22 protein-coding genes are annotated in these 26999 nt (G+C 73.3%); 10 read left to right on the forward strand and 12 right to left on the reverse strand.

The features are described from left to right. Positions 1 to 47: 47 nt before the first annotated feature. A complete protein-coding gene (locus tag RM572_RS02320) occupies positions 48 to 656 on the reverse strand; it encodes a biotin transporter BioY (RefSeq protein ID WP_311671555.1) in 609 nt (202 codons plus the stop codon). A gap of 274 nt (positions 657 to 930) precedes the next feature. On the opposite strand from RM572_RS02320, the gene RM572_RS02325 reads away from it, so the two are divergent. Continuing rightward, a complete protein-coding gene (locus RM572_RS02325; protein WP_394813493.1) occupies positions 931 to 2493 on the forward strand; it encodes an amino acid permease in 1563 nt (520 codons plus the stop codon). Positions 2494 to 2622: 129 nt separating this feature from the next. Further along, positions 2623 to 3264 (forward strand): superoxide dismutase, encoded by a 642-nt coding sequence (locus tag RM572_RS02330; RefSeq protein WP_027763654.1) that lies wholly within the window; start codon positions 2623 to 2625, stop codon positions 3262 to 3264. Between the two features lie 145 nt (positions 3265 to 3409). On the opposite strand, the gene RM572_RS02335 is transcribed toward RM572_RS02330, so the two are convergent. Beyond that, the gene (locus RM572_RS02335) at positions 3410 to 4039 is read right to left on the reverse strand and encodes a mycothiol-dependent nitroreductase Rv2466c family protein (protein WP_311671556.1); all 630 of its coding nucleotides are present in this window, start codon (positions 4037 to 4039) and stop codon (positions 3410 to 3412) included. Between the two features lie 167 nt (positions 4040 to 4206). On the opposite strand from RM572_RS02335, the gene pepN (RM572_RS02340) reads away from it, so the two are divergent. Further along, positions 4207 to 6810: an aminopeptidase N gene (gene pepN / locus RM572_RS02340; RefSeq protein ID WP_311671557.1), complete on the forward strand. Its 2604-nt coding sequence runs from the start codon at positions 4207 to 4209 to the stop codon at positions 6808 to 6810. Positions 6811 to 7016: 206 nt separating this feature from the next. Beyond that, complete coding sequence (locus tag RM572_RS02345; protein WP_311671558.1) at positions 7017 to 8132, forward strand: hypothetical protein; 1116 nt, start codon at positions 7017 to 7019, stop codon at positions 8130 to 8132. A gap of 28 nt (positions 8133 to 8160) precedes the next feature. On the opposite strand, the gene RM572_RS02350 is transcribed toward RM572_RS02345, so the two are convergent. After that, positions 8161 to 9327 (reverse strand): serine hydrolase domain-containing protein, encoded by a 1167-nt coding sequence (locus RM572_RS02350; RefSeq protein ID WP_311671559.1) that lies wholly within the window; start codon positions 9325 to 9327, stop codon positions 8161 to 8163. 119 nt (positions 9328 to 9446) lie between these two features. After that, entirely contained in the window at positions 9447 to 11129 is a 1683-nt protein-coding gene (locus RM572_RS02355; protein ID WP_311671560.1) for a TIGR03767 family metallophosphoesterase, read from the reverse strand. Between the two features lie 310 nt (positions 11130 to 11439). Between RM572_RS02355 and pepN (RM572_RS02360) the strand changes: the two genes are divergently transcribed. After that, positions 11440 to 14031 (forward strand): aminopeptidase N, encoded by a 2592-nt coding sequence (gene pepN, locus RM572_RS02360; RefSeq protein WP_311671561.1) that lies wholly within the window; start codon positions 11440 to 11442, stop codon positions 14029 to 14031. Positions 14032 to 14143: 112 nt separating this feature from the next. Then, on the forward strand, positions 14144 to 15622 hold the full coding sequence (locus tag RM572_RS02365) for an AAA family ATPase (protein ID WP_311671562.1): 1479 nt from the start codon (positions 14144 to 14146) through the stop codon (positions 15620 to 15622). Position 15623: 1 nt separating this feature from the next. On the opposite strand, the gene RM572_RS02370 is transcribed toward RM572_RS02365, so the two are convergent. Next, positions 15624 to 16397: a methyltransferase domain-containing protein gene (locus RM572_RS02370; RefSeq protein ID WP_311671563.1), complete on the reverse strand. Its 774-nt coding sequence runs from the start codon at positions 16395 to 16397 to the stop codon at positions 15624 to 15626. 78 nt (positions 16398 to 16475) lie between these two features. Next, complete coding sequence (locus RM572_RS02375) at positions 16476 to 16943, reverse strand: ATP-binding protein (RefSeq protein WP_311671564.1); 468 nt, start codon at positions 16941 to 16943, stop codon at positions 16476 to 16478. A 223-nt stretch (positions 16944 to 17166) separates the two neighbouring features. Here RM572_RS02375 and RM572_RS02380 point away from each other — a divergent pair, with 223 nt between their 5' ends. The 3 genes from RM572_RS02380 to RM572_RS02390 all read left to right on the forward strand — a co-directional run bounded on the left by RM572_RS02380 (position 17167) and on the right by RM572_RS02390 (position 18803). After that, a complete protein-coding gene (locus RM572_RS02380; RefSeq protein ID WP_311671565.1) occupies positions 17167 to 18018 on the forward strand; it encodes a helix-turn-helix domain-containing protein in 852 nt (283 codons plus the stop codon). Between the two features lie 3 nt (positions 18019 to 18021). Further along, positions 18022 to 18216: a DUF397 domain-containing protein gene (locus tag RM572_RS02385; RefSeq protein WP_311671566.1), complete on the forward strand. Its 195-nt coding sequence runs from the start codon at positions 18022 to 18024 to the stop codon at positions 18214 to 18216. A gap of 236 nt (positions 18217 to 18452) precedes the next feature. Further along, a complete protein-coding gene (locus RM572_RS02390; protein ID WP_311671567.1) occupies positions 18453 to 18803 on the forward strand; it encodes a VOC family protein in 351 nt (116 codons plus the stop codon). A gap of 130 nt (positions 18804 to 18933) precedes the next feature. Here RM572_RS02390 and RM572_RS02395 read toward each other — a convergent pair whose 3' ends face one another. From RM572_RS02395 to RM572_RS02420, 6 genes are all read right to left on the reverse strand, one after another. After that, positions 18934 to 19350: a PIN domain nuclease gene (locus RM572_RS02395; protein ID WP_311671568.1), complete on the reverse strand. Its 417-nt coding sequence runs from the start codon at positions 19348 to 19350 to the stop codon at positions 18934 to 18936. Continuing rightward, complete coding sequence (locus RM572_RS02400; RefSeq protein ID WP_311671569.1) at positions 19347 to 19574, reverse strand: type II toxin-antitoxin system VapB family antitoxin; 228 nt, start codon at positions 19572 to 19574, stop codon at positions 19347 to 19349. Before RM572_RS02400 ends, RM572_RS02395 begins: the two co-directional genes overlap by 4 nt. Positions 19575 to 19640: 66 nt before the next feature. Further along, positions 19641 to 19889, reverse strand: coding sequence for a hypothetical protein (locus RM572_RS02405; RefSeq protein WP_311671570.1), 249 nt, complete (start codon positions 19887 to 19889; stop codon positions 19641 to 19643). 47 nt (positions 19890 to 19936) lie between these two features. Next, positions 19937 to 20737: a DUF427 domain-containing protein gene (locus tag RM572_RS02410; RefSeq protein WP_311671571.1), complete on the reverse strand. Its 801-nt coding sequence runs from the start codon at positions 20735 to 20737 to the stop codon at positions 19937 to 19939. Between the two features lie 46 nt (positions 20738 to 20783). Continuing rightward, positions 20784 to 22976, reverse strand: a complete 2193-nt coding sequence (gene malQ / locus RM572_RS02415) for a 4-alpha-glucanotransferase (RefSeq protein ID WP_311671572.1) — start codon at positions 22974 to 22976, stop codon at positions 20784 to 20786. Beyond that, on the reverse strand, positions 22976 to 23236 hold the full coding sequence (locus RM572_RS02420; RefSeq protein ID WP_311671819.1) for a hypothetical protein: 261 nt from the start codon (positions 23234 to 23236) through the stop codon (positions 22976 to 22978). Before RM572_RS02420 ends, malQ begins: the two co-directional genes overlap by 1 nt. A 481-nt stretch (positions 23237 to 23717) precedes the next feature. On the opposite strand from RM572_RS02420, the gene RM572_RS02425 reads away from it, so the two are divergent. Beyond that, entirely contained in the window at positions 23718 to 26984 is a 3267-nt protein-coding gene (locus RM572_RS02425; protein WP_311671573.1) for a beta-N-acetylglucosaminidase domain-containing protein, read from the forward strand. The last annotated feature ends 15 nt before the right edge of the window (positions 26985 to 26999 follow it).

The following is a 26999-nucleotide window of genomic DNA, read 5'->3' on the forward strand; positions in this document are numbered from 1 at the left end:
GCCGCGCAGTCTAGTGAGGGCTCGGCCCCGGCCGTGTGCCGGTCCCGTCAGTCGCGGCGGCCGGTGAGCTTCCACGCCGTCGGCAGGGCGCCCATGGCGAGCGCCGCTTTGAGGGCGTCGCCGACGAGGAACGGCACCAGTCCGGCGGCCATCGCCTCGGTCGCCGTCATGCCGGTCGCCAGGGCGAGGTAGGGCACGCCGACGGCGTAGATGATCGCGGTGCCCGCGGCCATCGTGCCCACGGTGCGGAGCGGGCTGCGGTCGCCGCCCCTGCGGGCCAGGGCGCCGACGACGGTCGCGGCGAGCAGCATCCCGAGGATGTAGCCGAAGGAGGGCATGCCGAAGCCGGAGGCTCCCTCGGAGAACCACGGCACGCCGGCCACGCCCGCGACGGCGTACAGGCCGAGGGAGAGGAAGCCGCGGCGGGCGCCGAGCGCGGTGCCGACGAGGAGCGCCGCGAAGGTCTGCCCGGTGACCGGCACCGGAGAGCCGGGCACCGGCACGGAGAGTTGCGCGGCCAGTCCGGTCAGCACCGCGCCGCCGAGGACGAGCGCGGCGTCGCGCACCCGGGCGCGGCCGGCGCTCGTGGCGGGGAGCACGTCGGCGAGGACGGCGCCGGGGCGGGTGGTGGTGGCGGGGCTGGACAGCGCGGACATGCTTCACTCCGGTACCTGGTTGCTACACGCGGACGGACCGACGCTAGCCGACCTGCGCGGTGCTTCCGGCCGTCGGACGGCGTGACGTTGGCGACACCGCGCGCACAGACGTCGTGGAGGTCCGCTGGTCAGCGGCGTGACGGCGGGGTGTCCGGATGCTGGAACGTCATGGTCGACTATTGATGTTTCTCCGGGGCCTGTCGACACTGGGCCGTCGGAACGATCAGTTCCGCAGTCCATCCGCCCGGCAGCACCAAGGAACGGCACCTCCTTCATGACCGCAACGGAAAAGTCGACGCCCCCGACCGGGGCCGACGACGCGGCTCAGTCCCCCACGCACCTCTCGCACGGCCTCAAGCAGCGCCATCTGTCGATGATCGCCCTCGGCGGCGTCATCGGCGCCGGTCTGTTCGTCGGTTCCGGCACCGCCATCGCCGCGGCCGGCCCGGCGGCGATCCTCGCCTACGCGGCCTCCGGCCTGCTGGTGATGCTCGTCATGCGGATGCTGGGCGAGATGTCGGCCGCACACCCCTCCTCCGGGTCCTTCTCCACGCACGCCGAGCGGGCGATCGGCCCGTGGGCGGGCTTCACCGTGGGCTGGATCTTCTGGTTCCTGCTCTGCGTCGTCGTCGCCATCGAGGCCATCGGCGCTGCCGCGATCATGACGGGGTGGTTCCCGGGCACCGAGTCGTGGATGTGGGTCGCCCTCTTCATGGTGCTCTTCACCGGCTCGAACCTCACCGCGGTCAAGAACTTCGGCGAGTACGAGTTCTGGTTCGCGCTGCTGAAGGTGCTGGCCATCGTCGGCTTCCTGGTGCTGGGCGTGCTGGCCGTGCTCGGTCTGCTGCCGGGCACCGAGTCGCCGGGCGGCAGCTTCCTCTTCGGTGAGGGCGGCTTCTTCCCGAACGGCTCGGAGGGCCTGATCCTGGGCCTGCTGGCCTCCGTGTTCGCCTATGGCGGTCTGGAGACCGTCACCATCGCGGCCGCCGAGTCGGAGAACCCGGTCCGCGGCGTCGCCAAGGCCGTGCGCACCGCGATGTGGCGCATCGCGATCTTCTACGTCGGCTCGGTCGCCGTCATCGTGACGCTGGTGCCGTGGAACTCCGAGGCGGTCGCGGGCGGCCCGTACGCGGCCGCGCTGGACTCCCTGAACGTGCCCGCCGCGGGCACGGTCATGGACGTGGTGGTGCTGATCGCGCTGCTGTCCGCGATGAACGCCAACATCTACGGCGCCTCCCGCATGTCGTACTCCCTGGCCACCCGCGGCCAGGGCATGGCCTTCCTGGGCAAGGCCTCGGGCGGCGTGCCGCGCCGCACGGTGCTGGCCTCGTCCGTGTTCGGCTTCTTCGCCGTGCTGCTGAGCTTCTGGTGGCCGGACACCGTCTTCACCTGGCTGCTGAACATGATCGGCGCGGCCGTCCTCGTCGTCTGGGGCTTCGTCGCGGTCTCCCAGATCCGCAGCCGTCGCCGGCTCGAGCGTGAGGCGCCGGAGAAGCTGGTCGTCCGCATGTGGGCGTTCCCCGTGCTGACCTACGTGGCCCTGGCCGCGATGCTCGCGGTGTTCGTGCTGATGGCCCGCGAGGAGGGCACCCGGACGCAGCTGTACTTCACCGGCGGCCTGACCGCCGCGCTGGTCGTCGCGGGTCTGATCCGGCAGAAGCTGCTGGGCGGGTCGGCGTCCGTGTCGCCTGCCGGGCCGCGTTCCGCGGCTCCGGCTTCGGCCGCTCCGGACGTCCCCCTCGCCAAGACGGAGGCGAAGGCCGACGCCGAGGCGCAGAAGGACGCGGACGAGCAGGACGCGACCGAGAAGGAGACCGCGGCGGCCCGTAGGAGCTGACCAGCGCGTTTCCCCGGCAGCGGAGCGGCCCCTTCACTCGGAGGGGTCGCTCCGCTGCGTTGCGCCCTCTTGCTGATAGCTTCTTCTTGCAAGACCATTGCAACAAGGCTGGGAGGGAAAGAAGGAAGCATGGCGACCTACTCACTGCCGGAACTGCCGTACGACTACGCTTCGCTGGAGCCGGTCATCAGCGGCGAGATCATCGAGCTGCACCACGACAAGCACCACGCGGCGTACGTGAAGGGGGCGAACGACACCCTCGAACAGCTCGAGGAGGCCCGCGACAAGGACCAGTGGGGCACGGTCAACGGCCTGGAGAAGAACCTGGCCTTCCACCTGTCCGGCCACATCCTGCACAGCATCTACTGGCAGAACATGACCGGTGACGGCGGTGGCGAGCCGCTGGAGAAGGACGGCACGGGCGAACTCGCGGACGCCATCGCCGAGTCGTTCGGCTCCTTCGCCCGTTTCAAGGCCCACCTGTCCAAGGCCGCCGCGACCACGCAGGGCTCCGGCTGGGGCGTGCTGGCGTACGAGCCGGTGAGCGAGCGCCTCGTCGTCGAGCAGGTCTACGACCACCAGGGCAACGTCGGCCAGGGATCGGTGCCGATCCTGGTCTTCGACGCCTGGGAGCACGCCTTCTACCTGCAGTACCGCAACCAGAAGGTCGACTTCGTCGAGGCGATGTGGCGCGTCGTGAACTGGCAGGACGTCGCCGCCCGCTACACCGCCGCGAAGCAGCGCGCGAACACGCTGCTGCTGGCGCCGTAACCGGCGCCCCCGGGACTCCCGCTCCTCGTGATCGTCTTCTCACCTTTCACCGGGCACGGCGGGAGAACAGAAAAAGGGGCGGCCCCGGTGTGGATGTGACACACCGGGGCCGCCCTTCTGCGCGTGCAGGGTACGCGAGCCGTACTCAGTCGAAGCGCGGCGGCTCGTCGCGGGTGCGCTTGATCTCGTAGAAGCCGGGCGTGGAGGCAACCATCAGGGTGCCGTCCCACAGCCTCGCGGCCGCCTCGCCCTTGGGGGCCGGGGTGACGACCGGGCCGAAGAACGCGATCCGTTCGCCGGCCGCCCCCGGCACCGCGATCACCGGGGTGCCGACCTCCTGGCCGACCAGGTCGATGCCCTCCGCGTGGGAGGCGCGCAGCTGCGTGTCGTACTTGTCGGAGTCCGCGGCGTCGGCGAGGGCGGCGGGCAGGCCGGCCTCCTCCAGGGCCGCCTCGACCGTCGCACGGTCCTTCTCCAGGGCCTGGTTGTGGAAGCGGGTGCCCAGCGCGGTGTACAGCCCGCCGAGCACCTCGGGGCCGTGCTCCTGCTCGGCGGCGATGCAGACGCGGGCCGGTCCCCAGGCCGTCTTCATCAGTTCCCGGTACTTCTCCGGCAGGTCGTCCAGCTTGTCCTCGTTCAGCACCGCGAGACTCATCACGTGCCAGCGGACCCGCACGTCCCGCACCTTCTCGACCTCGAGCATCCAGCGGGAGGTCAGCCATGCCCAGGGGCACAGCGGGTCGAACCAGAAGTCGGCGGTCGTCTTCTCGGGCATGCCGGTGGTCTCCTCGCCAGTCGGTGGTGCGGTGGGTCTACCGTTCCGCCCGGGGAAACGTACCGGCGGCCGAGGGCATTCCCCGCTGTGGGGACCGAAACGGGCATGCGATGATCCCACGGTGTCCGGTGTTCGATGTTCGGTATGCGAGACGAGGGAGTCACGACGTGCCCGGTGAGAATCTGACCCGCGAGGAGGCCGGGCGGCGTGCGGAGCTGCTCGCAGTGGACGGATACGAGGTGGCGCTCGACCTGCGCTCCGCGCGGGAGGCGGCCCCGGCGAACGGCGTACGCACCTTCCGCTCCACCACCACGATCCGCTTCCGCTGCACGGAGCCCGGCGCGTCCACGTTCGTGGACCTGATCGCCCCGGAGCTGCACTCGGCGACGCTCAACGGGCGCTCGCTCAACCCGGACACCGCCTTCGACGGCGCCCGCCTCACCCTGGACGGCCTGGCCGCGGAGAACGAGCTGGTGGTCGACGCGCGCTGCGCGTACAGCCGGACCGGCGAAGGGCTGCACCACTTCCTCGACCCGGAGGACGGCGAGGTCTACCTCTACACCCAGTACGAGCCGGCCGACGCCCGGCGGGTGTTCGCCAACTTCGAGCAGCCCGACCTCAAGGCGCCCTTCGACTTCGTCGTCACCGCGCCCGCGTCCTGGACGGTGCTGAGCAACGACGTCCGGACCGGCGAGGCCGAGCCGCTGGACGACGGCGCCTCCTCGGTGCGGCGCTTCGCCCGCACCCAGCCCATCTCGACGTACATCACGGCCGTCGTCGCGGGCCCGTACCACCACGTCACCGACGTCTACCGGCGCCGGTTCGACGACGGCACGGAGCTGGAGATCCCGCTCGGCGCGCTGTGCCGCAAGGGCCTCGCCCGGCACTTCGACGCGGACGACATCTTCACGATCACCCAGCAGGGCCTGGACTTCTTCCACGACCACTTCGACTTCCCCTACCCCTTCGGGAAGTACGACCAGGCGTTCGTCCCGGAGTACAACCTCGGCGCGATGGAGAACCCGGGCTGCGTCACCTTCCGCGAGGAGTTCGTCTTCCGCGGCAAGGTGACGCAGGCGTCGTACGAGAGCCGGGCGAACGTCATCCTGCACGAGATGGCGCACATGTGGTTCGGCGACCTCGTCACCATGGAGTGGTGGGACGACCTGTGGCTCAAGGAGTCGTTCGCCGACTTCATGGGCTCGCTGTCGATGGTCGAGGCGACCCGCTTCTCCGACGGCTGGATCACGTTCGCCAACCGCCGCAAGTCGTGGGCGTACCGCGCCGACCAGCTCCCCTCCACGCACCCGATCACCGCGGACATCCGCGACCTCGAGGACGCCAAGCTCAACTTCGACGGCATCACCTACGCCAAGGGCGCCTCGGTGCTCAAGCAGCTCGTCGCCTACGTGGGCCGGGACGCGTTCCTGGAGGGCGCACGGCGCTACTTCAAGCGGCACGCCTGGGGCAACACCCGCCTGCACGACCTGCTGTCCGTGCTGGAGGAGACCTCCGGACGCGACATGGGCGAGTGGGCGAAGGCGTGGCTGCAGACCGCCGGCGTCAACTCACTGACCCCCGAGGCCACATACGACGCCGAGGGCCGGCTCGCGGAACTCGCCGTCGTGCAGGACGCGCCGGAGGACCACCCGGTGCTGCGCCCGCACCGCGTCGCCGTCGGCCTCTACCGGCTCGACGAGAGCGGGGCACTGACCCGCTACGCCCGCGCGGAGGCCGACGTCACCGGCATGCGCACCGAGATCGCGGAGCTGGCCGGGGCCGAGCGTCCGGACCTGATCCTGCTCAACGACGAGGACCTGACGTACTGCAAGGTCCGCTTCGACGACGCCTCGCTGGCCACACTCCGCGAACACCTCGGCGCGATCACCGACCCCCTTGCGCGGGCGCTGTGCTGGTCCGCGCTGTGGAACATGACGCGGGACGCGCTGATGCCCGCCCACGCCTTCCTCGGCATGGTCCTGCGGTTCGCGGGCGACGAGACCGACATCGGCGTCCTCCAGATGCTGCACGCCTGGTCGCGCACCGCGCTGGTGCACTACAGCGCCGCCCGGCGGCGTGCGGAGAGCGGCCGTGCGCTGGCCGAGGGCGCCCTGCGCCTGCTGCGCGCCGCCGAACCGGGCAGCGGCCACCAGCTCGCCTGGGCCCGGTTCTTCGCCGCGCTGGCCGAGTCCGACGACGACCTCCGGCTGCTGGAGGGCCTCCTCGCCGGAACCGAGCGCATCCCCGGACTGGACGTCGACCAGGAGCTGCGCTGGACGCTCCTGGAGCCGCTGGCCGTGCACGGCCGGGCGGACGCGGCCGTCCTCGGCGCCGAACTGGACCGCGACGACACCGCGTCCGGCAAGCGGCACCAGGTGCGGCTGCTCGCCGCCCGCCCCTCGGCGGAGGTCAAGGAGCAGGCGTGGGACGCGGTCGTGGCGACCGACCGGCTCTCCAACGCGCTGGTCGAGGCGACCATCGCGGGCTTCCACCAGCCGGAGCAGCGCGAGCTCACCGCGCCGTACGCGGCCCGGTACTTCGCGGCGCTGGAGGAGGTGTGGGAGTCGCGGTCGATCGAGATCGGCATGTCGCTCGTGCGCGGCCTCTACCCGTCGCTCCAGGCGGAGCAGGCGACGCTGGACGCGACCGACGCGTGGCTGACCTCGCACGAGGACGCGGCACCCGCACTCCGCCGCCTCGTGCTGGAGGCCCGCGACGACCTCGCCCGCGCCCTCCGCGGCCGCGCCTGCGACGAGACGGGCGCCGCGTAGACCGTACGCCGGGCCGCGCCGCTCTCCGCTGAGCGCGGAGGCGCTGAGCCGTCCCGGCACGGAGGTACCCGCTCTGCGGGGTACCTCCGTGCCGGGACGCCCGACCGATGCTCGAACATGCGTACTTTAGTGCAGCCTTGTCCGGCTTTGTCGACGACCGCGTAACAGCGGTTATCCCGGCCCGCCTGTGCGGGAATCGCACGATCATGACGTACGACATCCCCCTCACTCCCCGCCCCTTCCAGCAGCTCAACCGGCTCGACCGGCTCGGCCACCCCGGCTCGCACGCCGACGGCCCGGTCGGCGCGGCCGGCGCGTCGCCCGCCCGCGTGCTCACCGCCTCGATGCTGCGGGCGCACGGTGTCGGCGCGGCGGAGGCGAGCGAGCACTGCCGGCCGGGCGGCCCGTGGCGGATGCTGCTCCCCGGCGTCTTCCTGCTCCACCCCGGCCCGCCGACCAGCGAGGACCGGCTGCACGCCGTGCTGCTCTACACCCTTCGCCGGCAGACCATCCCCACCCAGAGCGGCCACGGCACGGCGGCCCGCACCACCGCGCACGGCATCGATGCGATGATCACCGGGCCCGCCGCCCTCGCGCTGAGGGGCTTCACCTCCGCGCGCCCCCTGCCCGCGCTGGACCGCATCGACGTGCTGGTGCCCGTCACCCGGCGGCTGCGTTCGGCGGGCTTCGCCCGCGTCGTGCGCGGGGGCGACCTGCCGGAGCCCGAGCAGATCGCCGGACTTCCCGTCGCCCCCGTCGAACGCGCCCTCGCCGACACCGTCGCCGACCTCGACGACGCGGAGACGGTCGGCAGGCTGCTGACCGAGGCCGTGCGGGACGGCCACTGCGAGGCCCAGACGCTCATGCGGGAGCTGGAGGCCGCACGCCTGCTGACCGCCCCGCACGTCGCGGACGCCGTCGACCGGCTCGTCGCGGAGGGACGTACGGTCGCCGAGGCGCGCCTCTACGACCTGGTGCGCACGCAGGGCGTGCCTGCCCCGTGCTGGAACGTGGACCTGCGGCTGCCCGGCGGCCCGCACCTGGGCGGCGTGGACGCCTACTGGCCGGACGAGGCGGTGGCGCTGTCCATCGACGCCCGCACCCACCGGCACATCCCCGGGGACGAGAGCGGGACGGAAGGGCTCTGGGACGCGTACGCCCAGCAGCGCGAGTCGCTGGAACGGCTCGGCATCACGGTCGTGCACCTCACGCCGCGTGCGCTGCGCGAGGCGCCCGAGCTGCAGGCTGCGGTGGTGCGGACGGCCCTGATGGCCGCCGAGGACCGTGAACCCGCCGCGTACGTACTGGTGCTGCCGCGCTGAGGGGTCCGGTACCGAGGCGCCGGCGCTGTCAGGAAGCGCCGGCGCAGAACTCGGCCTCCAGCAGGGCGCCGGTGCCGTGCGGGGCCCAGTCGGCGTTGAGGTTGAACGCCGCCCCGTGGCCGCCGTCCCGTGTGGCGGCGACGGTCGAGAGCGAGCCGTGGATGTCGCCGACGTGTCCCCACACCGTGGTGCCGCAGGGCAGTTCGCGGGCGCGGATGCCGAGCCCGTAGCGGTCGGAGCGCCCCCGCAGGGAACCGCTCGTCGGGACGGTGTCGGTCAGCTCGGCAAGCTGTTCGGCCGGCAGCAACCGTCCACCGAGCAGCGCCCGGAAGAAAGTCAGGAGGTCTCCGGCGGTGGAGATCATCTCACCGGACGCGCCGGCCACCGAGGGGTCGAGCGCCGTCACGTCGCGCACCGGCCGTCCCCGGCCCTCGTCCGGGCGTCCCCGGTAGAACGTGGAGTACGCCCTTCCGTGCGGCCGGGGCAGCGTGACGGCCGTGCCGGGCAGGGTGGTGCGCCGCAGTCCGAGAGGGACCAGCACCCGCTGCTCGATCTGCCGCGCGTAGCTGCGGCCGGTGACGGCCTCCACGACCATCCCGGCGAGCACGTAGTTGGTGTTGCTGTACGCCCACCCGGTGCCGGGGCGGAACGACGGCGGGTACCGCATCGCGATCCGGACCAGCTCGCGAGCGGTCCGGGTGTCGAAGCGGTGGTCCAGGAACCGGCCGCTGAGGTACCGGTCGCGGAACGCCGGGTCGTGCGTGAAGTCGTGGATGCCGCTGGTGTGGTTGAGCAGCCGGCGCACCGTCACCCGGCGGCCGTCGTTGCCGTGGCCGCGGACGACGCCGGGCAGGTGGACGGCGACCGGGTCGTCCAGGTCCAGGCGTCCCTCCGCCTCCAGCTGGAGCAGCACGGTGGCGACGAAGGTCTTGGTGATGCTGCCGATCCGGAACCGGTCGGCGGGACGGCGCTCTCGTCCCGTGGTGCGGTCGGCCACGCCTGCCGCGTCGTGCCACACCTCGCCGTCGTCCTCGGCGCGGGCGAGCACGCCGGGCACCCGCGCCCGTTCGACGAGGTCCTCCATGGCCTCCCGGGTGGGGGCGTGCCGGAGGTCGGCGGCGGTGGAGGAGTGCACGGAGACCACGACCACGGCGGCGGTGGCCAGCACGAGGGCGACGGCGGTGCGGAGGGACATCGGCGCCGACGTTAGACGATCTTGCGCGTCCCGCCGCCGTCGCACGCGGTCCGTGCCCGGTATCCGCACACGTTCGTCACGCCCCGTCACCCTCGTCGCGCACGGGGGTGGCGTCCGGGTCAGGTCCGGGGCAGCAGCAGCTCCGTGTTGCGGTCCCCCGGCTCCCCGGCCAGCGTCGTACGGCGGCCCGGCGCGTTGAACGCCAGCTCCCGGTAGAGGGAGGCGAGGCCGCTCCGGCTCAGGTCGCCGTGCTCGACGCCGTGCGGGGCCGCGGACTCGATCAGCGTGGTGAACAGCGACAGGGTGCCGTCCCCGTTGTCGGTCAGCTCGATCGTCCGTGCGAGCTGCGGGAAGTCGACGTGCGAGGCGGTGGAGACCTCCCAGAAGGTGCCGTGCGGGGTGATCTCGTTGCGGTGGCTGTGGCCGTTGATCCAGGCCACCACCTGCGGGTTGCGGCGCAGCAGCGCGACCAGTTCGGCCCCGCCCCCGGGCGTCGTGCGGGAGGTGTGGTGGCTGAAGACCAGCACCCGGTCGTCGCGGTGCTCCCGCAACGTCCTCTCCAGCCAGCGCAGTTGCGTGCGGCCGACGGCGCCGGTGTAGTGGCCGCCGCGCCGGGTGGTGTCGAGGCTGACGCCCAGGACGCCGTCGGCGATGCGGAAGCTGTAGTAGAGCCGGTCCTCGGCGAGGTTCGCCTCGCCGTAACCGTGCCCGGCCGGGCCGGGACCGGTGAAGCGCGGGTCCAGGTGGGCGCGGACGTAGTCGGCCGGCGTGTACGGCGCCCGGCGCGGGTCGGGCGTGACGGTGCGCATGTCCCGGGCGTGGGCGCGCAGCAGGTCCTTGAACAGCTCGCCGTCCGGGTCCAGGCCCTCACGGATGCGCCGGTGCAGCTCGGCGGCCTCGTCCGGCGGCAGGGAGAAGAGCTTCCGGTCGCCGACGGCGAACTCGGTGAGGAAGTCGTCGCCGTTCGCGTAGCAGCCGCCGGGCAGCACGTCGTGGTTGCCAACGGTGCCGTACCAGGGGACGGTGAGGCCGGGGCTGCGCACCGGGCGGCGGGCGGCCTCCAGATAGCCGTCCAGGCGCGGGAAGCCGAGGTCCTTGTGCGCGTCGCGCCGCCCGGACTCCGGGTGCCAGTACACCGGAAGCCCGCTGTCCTGCACGCCCTCGTAGCCCGCCGGGTCGCCGGTGTCGGGGATGACGCGACCGCCGCTCATGGCGGTGAGGAACCACTCCAGTTCGGCGGTGCAGTTGTTGTCGGTGTTGTCGCCGGTGGTCATCACGAAGTCGAGCGGCGCGCCCGTCGCCGGGCCGCCGTCCAGCGCGTTGACCTGCTCGATCAGGGAGACCACTCCGGCGACGGAGAGCGCCTCCTGCGGGCGCCAGCCCTTCGTGCCGGCGAAGCGGAGGTACTCGCTGCGCAGCGGATGCTGCACGTCGACCACGTGCAGGTCGGTCAGCTGCACGCACGACGCCAGCACCGTGCGCCGTTCCGCGCGGGTACGACGGGCCGCGGCGAGGTCCTCGCGGACGACGCGGCCCCAGCCGGCGCCCGCGGCGAGCCGCCGGTAGGTGCCCGTGCCCTGCGGGGCGGCCGCGGTGGCCAGGGTGGAGGGCGCCGGTGCAGACGGTGCTGCGGCGGCGGCCCGGGCGGGGCGCGCCTGCGGCGGGACGGCGGGCGAATCGTTCGCCGTCCCGCCGCCCGCGCCGACGGCGGTGCCCAGGCCGGCGGCGACACCGGTGGCGCCGAGCGCGGCGAGCAGGGTACGGCGGTCGGTGCCGGGCCGGTGCGGCCGTGTGCGGGTCATGCGGTGTCTCCCCGGGGTCGCAGTACGGAGGGGCGCCGGTCGAGGCGCTGGCCAGGGGCCGCCGGAGGGTCCCCTGCGGATGCTGCTCAGCGGGAGTGGCGGCCGCCTGAACGGGCCCGGAACGCCCGACGCCGATCGCACGGCATGGATCACCGCCGCGCCGCACGGACCCGCCCGCACGGCCCGCCCCGCGCCCGGCGTCCCGACCGGGAAGCCCTCCCGGCCAGGGGGCTGCGGGAGATATGGGCGGCATGCGGTCTTCGCCGCATGGAAGGATGGCGGGACCGTTGACGAAGAGGGAGTGACCGAAGTGCCTGGGACGAACCTGACCCGCGCCGAAGCGCAGGAGCGGGCGCGGCTGCTGACCGTGGACGCGTACGAGATCGAGCTCGACCTGAGCGGCGCCCAGCAGGGCGGGACCTTCCGGTCGGAGACCACCGTGCGGTTCGACGCCGCCGAAGCGGGCGACACCTTCATCGACCTCGTCGCGCCGACCGTGCACGAGGTCGTGCTGAACGGGACCGCCCTGGATCCCGCGAAGGTCTTCGCGGACTCCCGGATCGCCCTGGAGGGCGTGACCCCCGGCCGCAACGAGCTGCGGGTGGTGGCCGACTGCGCGTACACCAACACCGGTGAGGGCCTGCACCGTTTCGTCGACCCGGTCGACGAACAGGCCTACCTCTACACCCAGTTCGAGGTGCCGGACGCGCGGCGGGTCTTCGCCTCCTTCGAGCAGCCCGACCTGAAGGCCGTCTTCTCCTTCACGGTCACCGCCCCGGAAGGCTGGACGGTGATCTCCAACTCGCCGACGCCGAAGCCGGAGGGCGACGCCGGCACCGTGTGGCGCTTCGAGCCGACGCCGCGCATCTCCTCCTACATCACCGCGCTGATCGTCGGCCCCTACCACGCGGTGCACAGCACCTGGGAGGGCGACGGGCGGAGCGTGCCGCTGGGCCTCTACTGCCGGCCGTCACTGGCCGAACACCTGGACGCGGACGCGATCTTCGAGGTCACCCGGCAGGGCTTCGACTGGTTCCAGGAGCAGTTCGACCACCCCTATCCCTTCGCGAAGTACGACCAGCTGTTCGTCCCGGAGTTCAACGCGGGCGCGATGGAGAACGCGGGCGCGGTGACCATCCGCGACCAGTACGTCTTCCGTTCCAAGGTGACGGACGCCGCCTACGAGGTGCGGGCGGAGACGATCCTGCACGAGCTGGCGCACATGTGGTTCGGCGACCTGGTCACCATGGAGTGGTGGAACGACCTGTGGCTGAACGAGTCGTTCGCCACCTACACCTCCGTCGCCTGCCTCGCGCACGCGCCCGGCAGCCGCTGGCCGCACGCCTGGACCTCGTTCGCCAACCAGATGAAGACCTGGGCCTACCGGCAGGACCAGCTCCCGTCCACGCACCCGATCATGGCCGAGATCCGCGATCTGGACGACGTGCTGGTCAACTTCGACGGGATCACGTACGCCAAGGGCGCCTCCGTGCTCAAGCAGCTCGTCGCCTACGTCGGGCGGGACGAGTTCTTCCGCGGCGTGCAGGCGTACTTCAAGCGCCACGCGTGGGGCAACACCCGGCTCACCGACCTGCTGACCGCCCTGGAGGAGACCTCCGGGCGCGACCTGAAGGCGTGGTCGAAGGCATGGCTGGAGACCGCGGGCATCAACATCCTCCGCCCGGTGATCGACGTGGACGGGGCGGGGAACATCACCTCCTTCGCCGTCCGCCAGGAGGCGCCGGCCCTGCCCGAGGGCGCCACCGGTGAGCCGACGCTGCGGCCGCACCGCATCGCCGTCGGCCTCTACGACCTGGAGTCCACCGGCGACGGCGAGCGCCTGGTCCGCACCGACCGGATCGAGCTGGACGTCACCGGCGAGCTGACGCAGGTCGCCGAACTGACCGGCCGTCCGCGTCCGGCCGTCGTGCTGCTCAACGACGACGACCTGTCGTACGCCAAGGTCCGCCTCGACGACGAGTCGCTGGCCACCGTCACCCGGCACCTCGCCTCGTTCACCGAGTCCCTGCCGCGCGCGCTGTGCTGGTCAGCGGCCTGGGACATGACGCGGGACGGCGAGCTGGCCACCCGCGACTACCTGGAGCTGGTGCTGTCCGGCATCGGCCGGGAGTCCGACATCGGCGTGGTGCAGTCGCTGCACCGCCAGCTCAAGCTCGCCCTCGACCTGTACGCCGCCCCCGAGTGGCGCGAGGCCGGGCTGCGGCGCTGGGCGGACGCCGCCCTGGAGCACCTGCGGGCGGCCGACGCCGGCAGCGACCACCAGCTCGCGTGGGCGCGTGCGCTGGCCTCCGTCGCCCGCACCGACGAGCAGCTCGACCTGCTGGCCGGCCTGCTCGACGGCACCGCCTCCGTGGACGGCCTGGCCGTCGACACCGAGCTGCGCTGGACGCTGCTCCAGCGGCTCGCGGCCATGGGCCGCGCCGACGAGGCGGCGATCGAGGCGGAGCTGCGCCGCGACGCCACCTCGGCGGGCGAGCAGCACGCCGCCACCGCGCGCGCCGCGCTGCCCACCCCGGAGGCCAAGGCCGCCGCGTGGGCCTCGGTCGTCGAGTCGGACACGCTGCCGAACGCCGTGCAGGAGGCCGTGATCTCCGGCTTCGTCCAGACCGACCAGCGCGACCTGCTGGAGCCGTACGCGGAGAAGTACTTCACCTCGCTCAAGGGCGTGTGGGAGTCGCGCAGCCACGAGATGGCCCAGCAGATCGCCATCGGCCTCTACCCGACGGTGCAGGTCTCCCCCACCACGCTGGAGGCCACGGACCGCTGGCTCGCCGACGCGGCCCCGACGGCGGCGCTGCGCCGCCTGGTCACGGAGTCCCGCGCGGGGGTCTCCCGCGCCCTCGGCGCGCAGTCCGCCGACGCGGCCGCCGCGCCCCGCTGACGGCCCCCCGTCCCACCCGCCCGCCCCCGGCCGCTTCCCGCGGCCGGGAGCGGGCTTCATTTTATAGGGGTACACTTTTGAAAACTGTAGCCCTACAAAATGGGGAGCCCGGGTGGAGAAACCTCCGGAGATGTTCGACCGCGACCACGAGTGGGCCGCGCTGACCCGCTTCGTCACGGACGGCCAGCCCGGCGCCACGCTCGGCGTCGTCTCCGGCCGGCGCCGCCAGGGGAAGACGTTCCTCCTCGACTCCGTGTGCCGGGCCGTGGGCGGGTTCTACTTCGGCGCCACCGAGGCGACGGACGCCGAGTCGTTGCGCCGACTGAGCGAGGCGCTGACCGCGTTCGTACGCCCGGCCAGCCCCTTCCACCTCGCCGACTGGCGGGAGGCGGTCGACGCGCTCCTCGCCCTCGGCCGGGACCGGCCCGTGCCGGTGGTGATCGACGAGTTCCCCTACCTCGCCCGCGCCAACCCGGAGCTGCCGTCGATCGTCCAGGAGGCGTTCCGCACGCTACGGGAGGAGCGGAGCCGCTCCCGTACCCGGATGCTGCTCTGCGGCTCCGCACTGTCGTTCATGGGAAAGCTGCTGTCCGGGAACGCCCCCCTTCGCGGACGCGCCGGGCTGGAGCTCGTGGTCCGCTCGCTGGACCACCGCCTCGCGGCGGAGTTCTGGGACCTCACCGACCCCCGGCTCGCCCTCCAGGTCAACGCCGTCGTCGGCGGTACCCCGGCCTACCGGCGGGAGTTCGCCCGGGGCGACACGCCGTCAGGAGCCGAGGACTTCGACGCCTGGGTGATCCGCACCGTCCTCAACCCGGAGACCCCTCTCTTCCGCGAGGCGCGCTACCTACTCGCCGAGGAACCGGACCTGCGCGATCCGGCCCTCTACCTCTCCGTGCTCGCCGCCGTCGCGTCCGGCAACGCCACCCGCGGCGGCATCGCCGGCTTTCTGGAGCGCAAGGCGGTGGACATCGCGCACCCCCTCAACGTCCTCGAGGACACCGGCCTCCTCCAGCGCGAGCAGGACGTCTTCCGCGCCAACCGGTCCACCTACCGCATCGCCGAGCCTCTGATCACCTTCTACGGGGCCGTCATGCGCCCGGTCTGGCCGCAGCTGGAACGCCCCGGCGCCGCGGCCCGCGTCTGGAAGGCGCGCCGCCGCCGCTTCGTGAGCAATGTCCTGGGCCCGCACTTCGAGCAGGTGTGCCGCGAGTGGGCCCTCCACCACGCCGGCGCCGCCCTCCTCGGCGGGCTCCCGGCCTCCGTCGGCCAGGGCGTGGTCCGCGACCCCTCCGCCCGCACGGGTCACGAGGTCGACGTCGCGGTGGTCGGCGTCGGCGACGGCGGGAAGACCCCGCTCCTCGCCCTCGGCGAGGCCAAGTGGAACGACACCATGGGCCTCGGGCACCTGGACCGGCTCCGCCGCATCCGCGACCTCGTCACCGCCGCCGGCCGCTACGACACCGGCGACACCCGCCTCCTGCTCTTCAGCGCCGCCGGTTTCCACGACCGCGTCCGCGACGCCGCCCGTTCCGCCCCGGAGGTCGTCCTGATCGACGCCGCCCGCCTCTACGCCGCCACCCCCGCCTGACTCAGCGCGAGCAGAGCACGGTGACGAGGGTGAACGACGCGTAGAAGGGGCCGTCGGCGAGGGACGCGAACCAGCGACGGCCACGCTCGACGTCCACGCAGCCTGCGTCGATGGCCGCCTGCATGTTCCGGCCGAGACCGAGGGTGTGGTCGGCGTCGTAGAAGTCCCGGAACACCGGCGTGCTCGCCGCCACCGTCTCCACACGGAAGCCCGCCCGCTCGGCGTACCGGGCGAGGCTGCGGCCGACCGTCGCGTTCCGCACCACCGCGTCGGAGGTGTACCGGGTGAACGCCCGACTCGTCTCCAGGTCCTCGGCGTCGACCACCATGCTGTCCCAGTCCGGCTCGACCAGCCCGACGAGGGCTCCGTCTCGCGTGACCTCGCCGAGTTGCCCCAGCACCTCAACGGGGTCGGTGACGTGCATCAGCACCCGGTCGATTTTCGCCCTGTCCACCGTTCCCCGACCGACGGGCAGGGCGTGGGCGTCGCCCTCACGCAGCTCGACGCCGGGCAGCCCCTTCGTCCGACTGCGGGCCGCCGCCAGCATCGCCGGGTCACGGTCGACACCGATAACGGTGCCGTTGGCGCCGGCACGCTCCACGAGAGCCGGCAGGTCGGTCCCCGGCCCGCACCCGACGTCGAGCACGGTGTGTCCCGGCCGCACGTCGAGCAGCTCGACCAACCGTCGCTTGTAGGCCCGCCCCGCCTCCCCCTTCGCTGCGCGCAACATGTACCCCGCCTGCTCGGGCCGCCCCGCCCCCAACGTCCGCTCCATGCCGCCCAGTCAACCACTGCACCGCGAGTCGAGACCGGCGCCGGGGGCGGGCCAGGCCGTTCACCCGGTCCCCCTGCACTACGCGGCGACGTCCCAATACTCGGGGTCCGGTTTGATGTTGAGCTCGCACCAGACGAACTTGCCGCGTGCGCCGAAGATGTCGTCGCCGAGAAGGAACCATCCCCACGCATCGGCGCACGCGTTCACCAGCAGCAAGCCACGACCCGACTCCCTGTCAGCTACGGGAACCTGATCGGCGCCGGCGGGTGGTGTGGGGTCCGTGTCCCACACACCGAGGCGGAGCCTCCCGCCGCTGCAACGCAGGCGCAGCGATGCGGGTCCACCGGAGTGGAGGTAGGCGTTCGTCACCAGCTCGGTCGCCAAGAGCGTCGCGACGTCCAGAAGTTCAGGCAACCCGTATCGCACGAGCACGGCGTGCAGGGTGGAGCGTGCGATGCCGATCGCGCGGGCGTCATGAGGAATGTGCAAGGTGTACTCCCAGCGCTCTTCACCGGGGCAGGGTTCGGCAGGAGTGTCGGCAGCCATGTCGGGTCTCCGTTATCAGTGTCCGGATTCCGCCGTCGCGACTGGCGGCGCCTCGCGGTGGCATTGCCGTGGGTCCCCCGCCGCGGGCAGGGCGCTACGGTGCGCTTCCGTCTTGCAGGCACTCACACGGTGAGCGGCGCGTGACAGACAGTAGGGCATAAGGTTAGTACGTCGCAACCACGTGAACGCTCGACGGACGCTCGGCCAGGACGAGAGGGAAGCCATGCCCCCGAGGACCCAACCCACGGCGCGTCAGGAGCGATTGGGCGCGGAACTCCGCAGGATGCGCGAGGCCTCAGGCCGAACTGCCCGCGAAGCAGCCGCCCTCCTCGGTACCAATCCCATCCAGATGAGCCAGATGGAGTCGGGCAAAGCCGGCATCAGCGAGGAACGCCTGCGGCGTCTGGCCTCGCACTACGCATGCGACGATGCGGCTCTACTCGAAGGGCTGGTCGCGATGGCCACGGGCCGCACGCAGGGTTGGTGGGACGAATACCGCGGTGTCCTGCCGCCCAGCTTCCTCGACCTCGCGGAGTTGGAGCATCACGCGGCATTCCTGCGCATCATCAGCGTGGTTCACGTCCCGGGCCTACTGCAGACGTCGGACTACGCCCGCGCCGTGTTCTCGTTCATGGTCCCGGAGCTGCCGCCTCAGGAACTCGAACCACGCGTCGAGCACCGCGTACGACGCCGGTCGGTTCTCGCAGGCAGCCGGAAGACGCCCTACACAGCGGTCATCCACGAGTCCGCGTTGCGGATCAAGGTCGCCGACCACACCCTCATGCTTCAGCAATGGCGGGAGCTCATCCGTGCGTCCGAGCAGCCGCACATCACCCTGCGCATCATCCCTTTCACCGCGGACGGTTTCGGTGGAGCGAATTGCTCGATGCTCCACGTCGGAGGCGTCGTTCCTCAGCTCGACACCGTGCAACGCGACACGGCGCACGGCAGTGGCTTCGTCCACGCTGCGGCGGAGTTGGTCAGGCTTCGTAAGCTGTTCGACAAGGTCGAGGCAATGGCCCTCGACGCGGACGCGTCACGAGACTTCCTGTACGGACTGACCCGAGAGGCATGAGCCGTGTACCCACTGAACAGCATCGAATGGCAGAAATCGTCCTTCTCCGGCGGCGGAGAAGGAGCCGAATGCCTCGAAGTCTCCCAGGGGGGTCACGGTTACCACGCGCTCCGTGAGAGCGATGATCAGGACATCCACGTCCATGCCTCGCCTGCGGCACTGGCGGGACTCATACGTCACGTCAAACGTCCTCGTTGACGACCTGACGAGTGGGAAGAGTGTGTGTGTCGTCATGCGGCTGCGGCAACGGTAGCCGTCGGCGAGCGGCTGTCTGTCCGCCGCGACGGGCTGACGTCGGCGCAGCGGGCCGGTGATCGCGCGGCCCGTCGGGCATGCGCTGCAGGCGGACTCCGCTGCCCGCGATGAGATTGCGGCGCGAGGATCGTCTCTCCGTGTACCGGCCCGCCCACGCCTCAGGGAAGGAAGCACCCGCCATGCACGTCTCCCACGTCCTCGCGGTCGCCCCGGTACGCGACGTCGAGACCTCCGTGCTCTGGTACGAGCGGCTGATCGGCAGGCCCGCCGACACCCGGCCGATGCCGAGCCTGGCCGACTGGCACCTCACCCCCGACGGGTGGGTGCAGGTCTTCGAGTCCCCGGAGCACGCCGGATCGACCCTGCTCAACCTGACGGTCGCCGACCTGGACGAGGCCCTGGCGGAGCTCGCCGCGCGCGGCCTCGCCGCAGGGCCCGTGCAGTCGGGTGGCGGCGGAACGGTGCGCTTCGCCGCGTTGCACGACCCCGACGGCAACCGCATCACGCTCGTCGAGAACCCGGTCGCGTGAGCAGGACCCGTGGTCGCCGCCGTGCGCCGTTCCCCGCGGCGGCGGAGCGCGGGACACCGGAGCCAGGGGGTCGGGTCCGGAAACCCGGCACCGTTCCGTCGGCCCCAACCCGCAGGTGGCGCCGGCGACGTCAGTCGGCTGTGCCGCGCGGGACCACCCAGCGCGTGGGCTGACCGGTGACGGCCGCGATCATGTCGTAGTCGCCGTCATAGTGGAGGACGACGGCGCCGTGGCGTTCGGCCGTCGCGGCGATCACCAGGTCCGGGAGGGACACGGCTCGCCAGTTCCCGGTGTCGATCAGCCGCTGCTGCATGTCGAGGACCCGGTCCCACACCTCGTCGGGAGTGGGAAGCCAGTCGAAGCCGGTCAGCTCCTCCCGCACCTGCTGCGCGTCTCTCCGGCTGCGCACGGAGTAGAGGAGTCCGGCTTCCACGGCGCCGCAGACGGCAAGGAGTCCGGCGTCGTGGAGGGGCCGGATCGCGGCGCGGACTGCGGGCTTTCCCCAGCGGGCGAAGGCCGACTTGTCGATGAGGTGACGCTCGGTCACGCTGCCGGGTGCTCCGCCCCTGCGTCGTCCTCGCCGGGCTCGATGGGACCGGTGAGATCGGGGAGGAGGCCTGCGTCGAGCCGGTCGAAGAACGCCTGGCGCTTGCGACGGTTCACCACGTCTGCCAGTGCGGCGTTCACCGTGGCGACCTTCTTGTCCGTGCCGAGTATTCCGGCGGCTTCGGCGAGCAGCTTGTCGTCGATGTCGATGACTGTGCGGGACACGCGCACCACCCCGTTCGATATCGCCCTCTCGCGAAAACGATATCAGAACGGGGTGCCGTCGGGTCGTCAGTCCCGGGGGGCCTGCTTGGCGGGCCGGTCGCCGACCATGACCAGGGCGGCGATGACCAGGAAGAGCGCGACGGGGGCGACGACGAAGAGGCCCAGGGTCTCGATGATGCTCAGGCCGGGGCCCGGGTCGTCGCCGTCGTCGCGGACGAGGGCGAAGGCGGGGGAGGTCAGCAGAGCCGTGAGGGCCGCGGTCCCGGCGGTGAGGGTGCCGGCGCGCAGGGCCTTCGTCTTAGCGTTCGTCTTCACGCTTCGAAGGTAACCAATGCCCCGGCGCGGCGCGCGACCGGGGTCGCTCAGCCCGCCACCTCGCCGTCGACGCGGGTCTCCACGCCCTCGCCGTGGAAGCAGAGATGGTCCGCGACGCGGACCGCGTCCTGGAGCGGTTCCGGGTACCAGAAGACCGTGTCGGGCAGGGAGAGGGCGCCGACCCGGAGCGACCGGTAGGAGGCGCGGCCCTTGTACGGGCAGACCGTGTGCGTCGCGCTCGGCTCGAGGTGTTCCACGCGGACGTCGCGCCGCGGCACGTAGTAGCGGTTGGGCAGGCCCGTCTCGGACAGCAGCATCGCGTGCCGGGTGGCGGCGATCTCGACCCCGTCCGCGACGACCCGCACGTCGCGGGAGGTGGGACGGACGTCGACGCGGTGGTACGGGTCGCGGAGGTGGCCGTGGATCTCCTCGTCCTCGTCGAACCAGGCGTCCATGCGGTCGAAGTAGGGAGCGACCAGCCCGGCGAGCCAGCGGGCCTCGGGCAGCGGGTCGGGGTAGTGCCAGAAGGCGTTCTCGGCGGTGCGGTCCCCGGCCGTCACCGAGTAGTAGCGCGCGTCGCCCTTGAACGGGCAGTGCGTGCGGTGGTCGGTCGCGGTCAGCAGGCTGTCGTCGACGTCCTCACGGGGCACGTACAGCTGCGGCGGCAGGCCGGTCTCGTGCAGCAGGGCGCCGCGCACGCTGTCCAGGACCGTGCGGCCGCCGAAGTGGGCGCGGACGCGGCGGGGGAAGGAGTGCTGGAAGAGGCGGTGGGCGGGGCCGTCGACGCGGTAGTTGACGGTGTCGGGAGACCGCCGCGCCAGCGGCCCGCCGGGGAGGGTGAGCGACATGCGTTCGGTTCCTCGCGTTCTGTTCGGACTGTTGCTGTCGGGCCGGTCACCGGGCGAGGGCGGCGCGCAGGTCCTCGAAGAGGACGTGCACCCGCGGAGTGGCGGCGAGGGTCTCCAGGGAGACGGGTCTGCCGTCCGCGTCGGAGACCGGGAGCCGCCAGTTGGGGTACGCGTCGCAGGTGCCGGGCACGTTCTGCGGACGGTGGTCGCCGACGGTGTCGGGCAGCCACACGCCGACCATACGGGCGGGGGTGCGGGCGAGGAAACGGTGCGCCGCGAGCAGCGCGGCGTCCGGAGCGTCGGCGTCCGGGAGGCCGGCTTCGCGGGGGCAGTCGGGGCCGTCGTCGGGGCCGTGCCCGGGGAGCAGCCCCAGCGCGCGGAAGCAGGCCAGCCAGCCGGCCGTCTCCGCGGCGTCGGCGTGCTCCGCGTCGCCGAGCAGACCGCCGAGCAGGCCGAGGCCGTGCCGGAGGGCGACGTGTCCGCCGCTCAGGCGGGAGGCGGTGGGCGGCAGGTCGTGGGTGGTGACGGTCGCCAGGCAGTCCGCGCGCCACGCCTCCGGCGGCAGGGGCGGGGGCACGTGGTCCGCGTCGTCCTCCGCCTCGGGCGCGTGCGCCGCACCCGCGCGCGCCTCGCGTGCGCCCGCGGCGGCCCAGTCGCGTTCGAACCACAGCACCGAGGTGCCGAGGATGCCGCGGGAGGCCAGCTCCTCCCGTACGCCGTCCTCGACCGTGCCGAGATCCTCGCCGATCACCGCGGCACCGGCCCGGTGGGCCTCCAGGGCGAGAGCGCCGAGCATGGCCTCGGCGTCGTACCGCACGTAGGCGCCCTCGGTGGGCGGCCTTCCCTCCGGCACCCACCAGAGCCGGAAGTGGCCCATGACGTGGTCCATCCGGACGGCGCCCGCGTGCCGCAGCAGGCCGGCGACGACCTCGCGGTAGGGGCCGTACCCGGAGTCGGCGAGGGCGTCGGGCCGCCAGGGCGGCAGGCCCCAGTCCTGGCCGTGGGCATTGAACGCGTCGGGCGGGGCGCCGATCGACATGCCGCGCGCGAAGGCGTGCTGCTGCGACCAGGTGTCGGCACCGTGCGGGTGGACGCCGATCGCGAGGTCGTGCACCAGGCCGACGGCCATCCCGGCGTCGCGTGCGGCGCGCTGGGCGTCGGCGAGCTGGGTGTCGGTGAGCCAGGCGAGCCAGCGGTGGAGGTCGACACGGTCGCGGTGCTCGGCGCGGGCCTGCGCGGTGCGCGCGGAACGCGGGTCGTCGAGGCCGGAGGGCCAGGCGCGCCAGTCGGGGCCGTGCAGTTCGGCGAGCGCGCACCAGGTGGCGTGGTCCTCCAGCGCGCGGCCCTGCGCGGCGAGGAAGTCGTCGTAGGCGGCGCGGCGGCCGGGCCCGAGCGGCACCTGCCGCATCAGGCGGAGGGCTTCCAGCTTGAGGTCCCAGGAGGCGTCGCGGTCGAGGAACGCGCCCTTGTCGAGGACGGCTTCGCGGAGGGCGGCGGCGCGGGCGAGGAGGGTGCCGGCGCGGTCCCGGGCGGGGCCGTCGAGCTGGGTGAACTCGGGCACGGCCTCCACGCGCAGGTGCACCGGGTCGGGGAAGCGGCGGGAGGAGGGCCGGTACGGGGAGGGGTCGGTGGGCGCGCCGGGGACGGCGGCGTGCAGGGGGCCGAGCTGGAGGAAGCCGGCGCCGAGGGTGCGTCCGGCCCAGGAGGCGAGGTCGGCGAGGTCGCCGAGGTCTCCGATGCCCCAGGAGCGGGCGGAGAGCAGTGCGGGGAGGAGGGTGAGCAGGCCGACGTGGCGTCCTCCGGCGCCGGGAGCGCCGGAGCAGCCGGCGGGAGCCGGGACCCGGTCCGGCACGACGAGAAGGGTGGCGTGGGCCGCCCGCCCGTCCGGGGCCTGGGCGCGCAGGGTGTGGACGCCGAGGGGGAGGACGGTACCGCGCCCCCAGTCCAGCGACCGCCCGGTGTCGGTGTCGACGCGTAACGCCGTGCCGTCGGGCAGGTCGGGGAGGCTGCCGCCTCCGGACGGGGTGCGCAGCACCACGGTGGGCGGGAGCAGGCGGCGTGCTTCCTGCTCGTGGAGCGCGAGGGCCTCGCGTACGGCTCGGGGCGTGGTGGCGTCGACGCCGAGTGCCGCCAGTACGGCGACGACGGTGTCCTCGGACACGTCGACCACGGTGCCCGGCGCGGGCTCGTAGGAGGTGGCGACGCCGTGCGCCGCCGCGAGCCGCGCGAGGCGCTCCATCAGATGTCCGTGGACTCCGTGCCGAAGCCGGTGCCGGTGGGCTCGCTGGTGAGCGGCAGTTCGGCGGCGATGGGGGGCTCGCTGGTCAGCGGTGCGACGTCGGCGAGCGGCGGTTCACTGGTGAGCGGCGCCTCGGGGTAGCCGCTGGAGCACGAGCCGTCCAGGCCGGAGTCGATGTCGGACACGCCGGCCGGTTCTACCGACTCGTGCACCTGTTTGGGAATCAGGACGGTCATCAGGGCTTCAGCGGACGCGGCCACGGTGGGCCTCCCGTTCATGGACGTCGATGGTCAAGTGCGCGCCTACCCAGCCTGCGGGAGGACAGACGCGTTCCGCGAAGGAACGTGTCCCACCTCACGTGGCTCGCTCCGCCGATTTGCCGGTGGGACACCCGACGGAGCGAAGGGGTATCGGACATTCTGGGCATCGCACTCCACATTTTACGCCATACCACCGGGATGTGATCATCCGGCGACGGTGCGTCACCGGGTGTGGCGTCCGTACTGCTCGGCCCGGCCCCGGCTGACCGGGACCCGGCAGTGCGGCGCCAGGGGTGCGGGACGGGGAGGAGACCGCGCGGCTACGGACCGCTACCTTGGGTGCGGCACCACGGAACGCGGCGCCGCGTACACGCGTCGGCGCCGGAACGCCGTCAGGGAGGGAGCCGCCGTGCCGTCACCGGACCGTGACGCCCGCCGCGAGGCGAGGCCGCACGTCCCCGCGTCCCGCCGTCCTCGCCGCATGGCCCGCAGCGCGGGCGCGGCGGCGCTGGTGGCGGGGGTGGTGTCGGGACTGCTCGGTGGCGGCCCGGCGACCGTGCACGCGGCTCCGGGCGGCCCCGGCGACGGAACGAACAGCCGCGGCGAGGACCGTACGCGGGAGGGCGGGGCGCCGCAGGTGTGGCCGCGCCCGCAGCAGATCACGGCCGACCGGGAGGCGTTCGCCCCGCTGGGCGCCGAGGTGACGCTGGTCGCCGACGAGGACGCGGACCCGTACGCGCTCCGCGTGGTGCGGGAGACGCTGCGCCGTGCGGGCGCGCGGACCGTGCACGAGAGCGCGCCCGGCGAGGGGCCCGCGCCGCGCGGCACGGCGGTCCGGGTGGGGACGGTCGCCGCCGGCGAGGCGCTGCGGTCGCTGAAGGCGCGGGAGCGGGGCGACCTGCCGGCCGGCGGCTACCGTCTCGCCGCGGGCCGCGTCGACGGCCGGGACACGGTGGCCCTGTCGGGCGTGGGCGGGGCGGGGCTCTTCCACGCCGCGCAGACGCTGCGGCAGCTGGTCACCGAACGGGACGGCGCGACCGGCGTGCCGGGCGTAGTGATCCGCGACTGGCCGACCGCCGGGGTCCGCGGCGTCACGGAGGGCTTCTACGGCGAGCCCTGGAGCCACGCCGAACGTCTGGAACAGCTGGACTTCCTCGGCCGCACCAAGCAGAACCGCTACCTGTACGCGCCCGGCGGCGACCCGTTCCGGCAGTCCGCCCGCTGGCGCGACCCCTACCCGGCCGCGCAGCGCGCCGCGTTCCGCGAGCTGGCGCGGCGCGCGGAGGAGAACCACGTGGTGCTGGGCTGGGCGGTGGCGCCCGGCCAGGGCCTGTGCTTCTCCTCCGGGGGCGACCGCCGCGCGCTGCTGCGCAAGGTGGACGCCATGCGGGCGCTGGGCGTCCGCGCCTTCCAGCTGCAGTTCGACGACGTGTCCTACGAGGAGTGGCACTGCGAGGAGGACGCCGACACCTACGGGACCGGCCCCGAGGCGGCGGCCCGGGCGCAGGCCGAGGTGGCCGGCGCGGTGGCCGCGCATCTCGCACAGCGGCGGAAGGAGGGCGACCGCGACCTGGAGCCGCTGTCCGTGCTGCCGACCGAGTTCTACCAGGAGGGCCGCACCGCGTACCGGACGGCGCTGGCCCGCGCGCTGGACGACTCCGTGCAGGTGGCGTGGACGGGCGTGGGCGTCGTACCACGCACCATCACCGGCGGCGAGCTCGCGGGCGTCCGGAAGGCGTACCCGCAGCAGCCGGTGGTCACGATGGACAACTACCCCGTCAACGACTACGCGCCCGAACGGTTGTTCCTCGGCCCGTACCGGGGGCGGCAGCCGGCCGTGGCCTCCGGCTCGTCGGCACTGCTGGCCAACGCCATGGAACAGCCCGTCGCCTCCCGCATCCCCCTCTTCACGGTGGCGGACTTCGCCTGGAACCCGCGCGACTACGCCCCCGGCGCCTCCTGGGAGGCGGCGGTCGGCACCCTGGCCGGCGAGGAGCCGGGCGCCCGTGCCGCCGTGCGCGCGCTGGCCGGGAACGACGCGTCGTCGATGCTGGGCGGTGAGGAGTCGGCGTACCTGGCGCCGCTCCTCGACGCCTTCTGGAAGGCGCACGCCGCCGACGACCGTGCCGGGCTGAGGACCGCGGCGGACCGGCTGCGGGAGGCGTTCCGCACCATGCGGCGCGCCCCGGAGCAGGTGCCCCGCCCGCTGGCGCGGGACGCCGAGCCGTGGCTCGACCAGCTCGCGCTGCTGGGCCGGGCCGGCGACGCGGCGGTGCGGCTGCTGTCGGCGCAGGCGCGCGGGGACGGCGCGGCGGCCTGGGAGGCGCAGCTGGAGGTGCAGCGACTGCGCGGCGAGGCGAAGGCCGCGCAGGTGGTCGTGGGCGAGGGCGTGCTTCCCGCGTTCCTGGACCGTGCGCTGAAGACCGCCGGGGACTGGACCGGCGTGCGCGCCGACGGCGGAGCGGAGCGGAGGGCCGACGGCGGGCCGCCCGGCCGGAGGGGCGCTTCGGTGGCGAAGGCGGTGGACGGCGACCCGGGCACCGCCTACCGGGCCCGCACGACGCCCACGACTCACCTGCCGCCGACCCTGCCGGAGGAGCGGAGCCCGTCCGGATCGGCGGACGCGGCCGGGCAGGCCCTCACCGTGGAGCTTGACCGGCCCCGGCCGCTGACGGCGGTGACGGTGCTGACCGGGCCCGGCTCCGGTACCCGCGCGGAGGTCGAGGTCCGCGGGCCGGGCGAGGGCTGGCGGCGGATCGGGCGGCTGTCCGGCAGCGGCTGGACGCAGTCCGACGCGTCAGGCATCACCGCGGACGCCGTACGGCTGCGCTGGGAGGACGGCACCCGCGCCCCGGTCGTGCACGAGATCACCCCCTGGTACGCCGACACCCCCGGCACCTCGCTGGAGCTGTCCCGGCAGGACGTGTACGCGGCCACCGGCGGCGAGGGGGCACAGGTCACCGCGCGGCTCACCGGCCGCCGCCCGCAGGACGTCCGCGGCGAACTGGAGGTGGACGCGCCCGACGGCTTCACCGTCCGCGCGCCGGACGAGGTCACCGTGCAGCGCGGCGGCTCGACCCGGGTGCCGCTGGAGGTCGTGGCGGGGAAGGACGTACGGCCGGGCGTGTACCGGGTCGGCGTGGCGTTCGGGGAGCAGCGCCGCACGCTGACCGTGCGGGCGTTCCCGGCGACGGGCGGGCCCGATCTCGCGCGCGGCGCGGCGGCGGTCTCCTCCGGGGACGAGACGCCCGACTTCCCGGCGTCCGCCGTCACGGACGGCGAGGCGGAGACCCGCTGGTCCTCGCCGGCCGAGGACGACGCGTGGGTGCGGATCGAGCTGGACCGGCCCGCCCGGGTCGGCGAGGTGGTGCTGCACTGGCAGGAGGCGTACGGCGAGCGGTACCGGATCGAGGTGTCACCGGACGGCCGTGACTGGCGCACGGCGGCGTCCGTGAGCGACGGCCGCGGCGGCCGGGAGAGCGTGCGGATGGACGCCCCGGAGGACACGCGGTTCGTCCGGGTGCGGGGCGAGGAGCGCGGGACGCGCTTCGGCTACTCGCTGTGGTCGGTCGAGGCGTACGCCGTCCGCGAGGACGACCGGGACGGCGGGGACGGCGGGGACGGCGGGGACGGCGGGGACGGCGAAGACGCTCCGGTCACCGAGGGCGGCCGGGACGCTCCGGGCCCGGAGGGGCGGCCGGACCCGGAGGGGCGCCCGGGCGGGGAGGACGGCGGCGGTCGCGACTGATCGTGCCGTGGCGCC

Source organism: Streptomyces hazeniae (assembly GCF_031845485.1).
Classification (GTDB): Bacteria; Actinomycetota; Actinomycetes; order Streptomycetales; family Streptomycetaceae; genus Streptomyces; species Streptomyces hazeniae.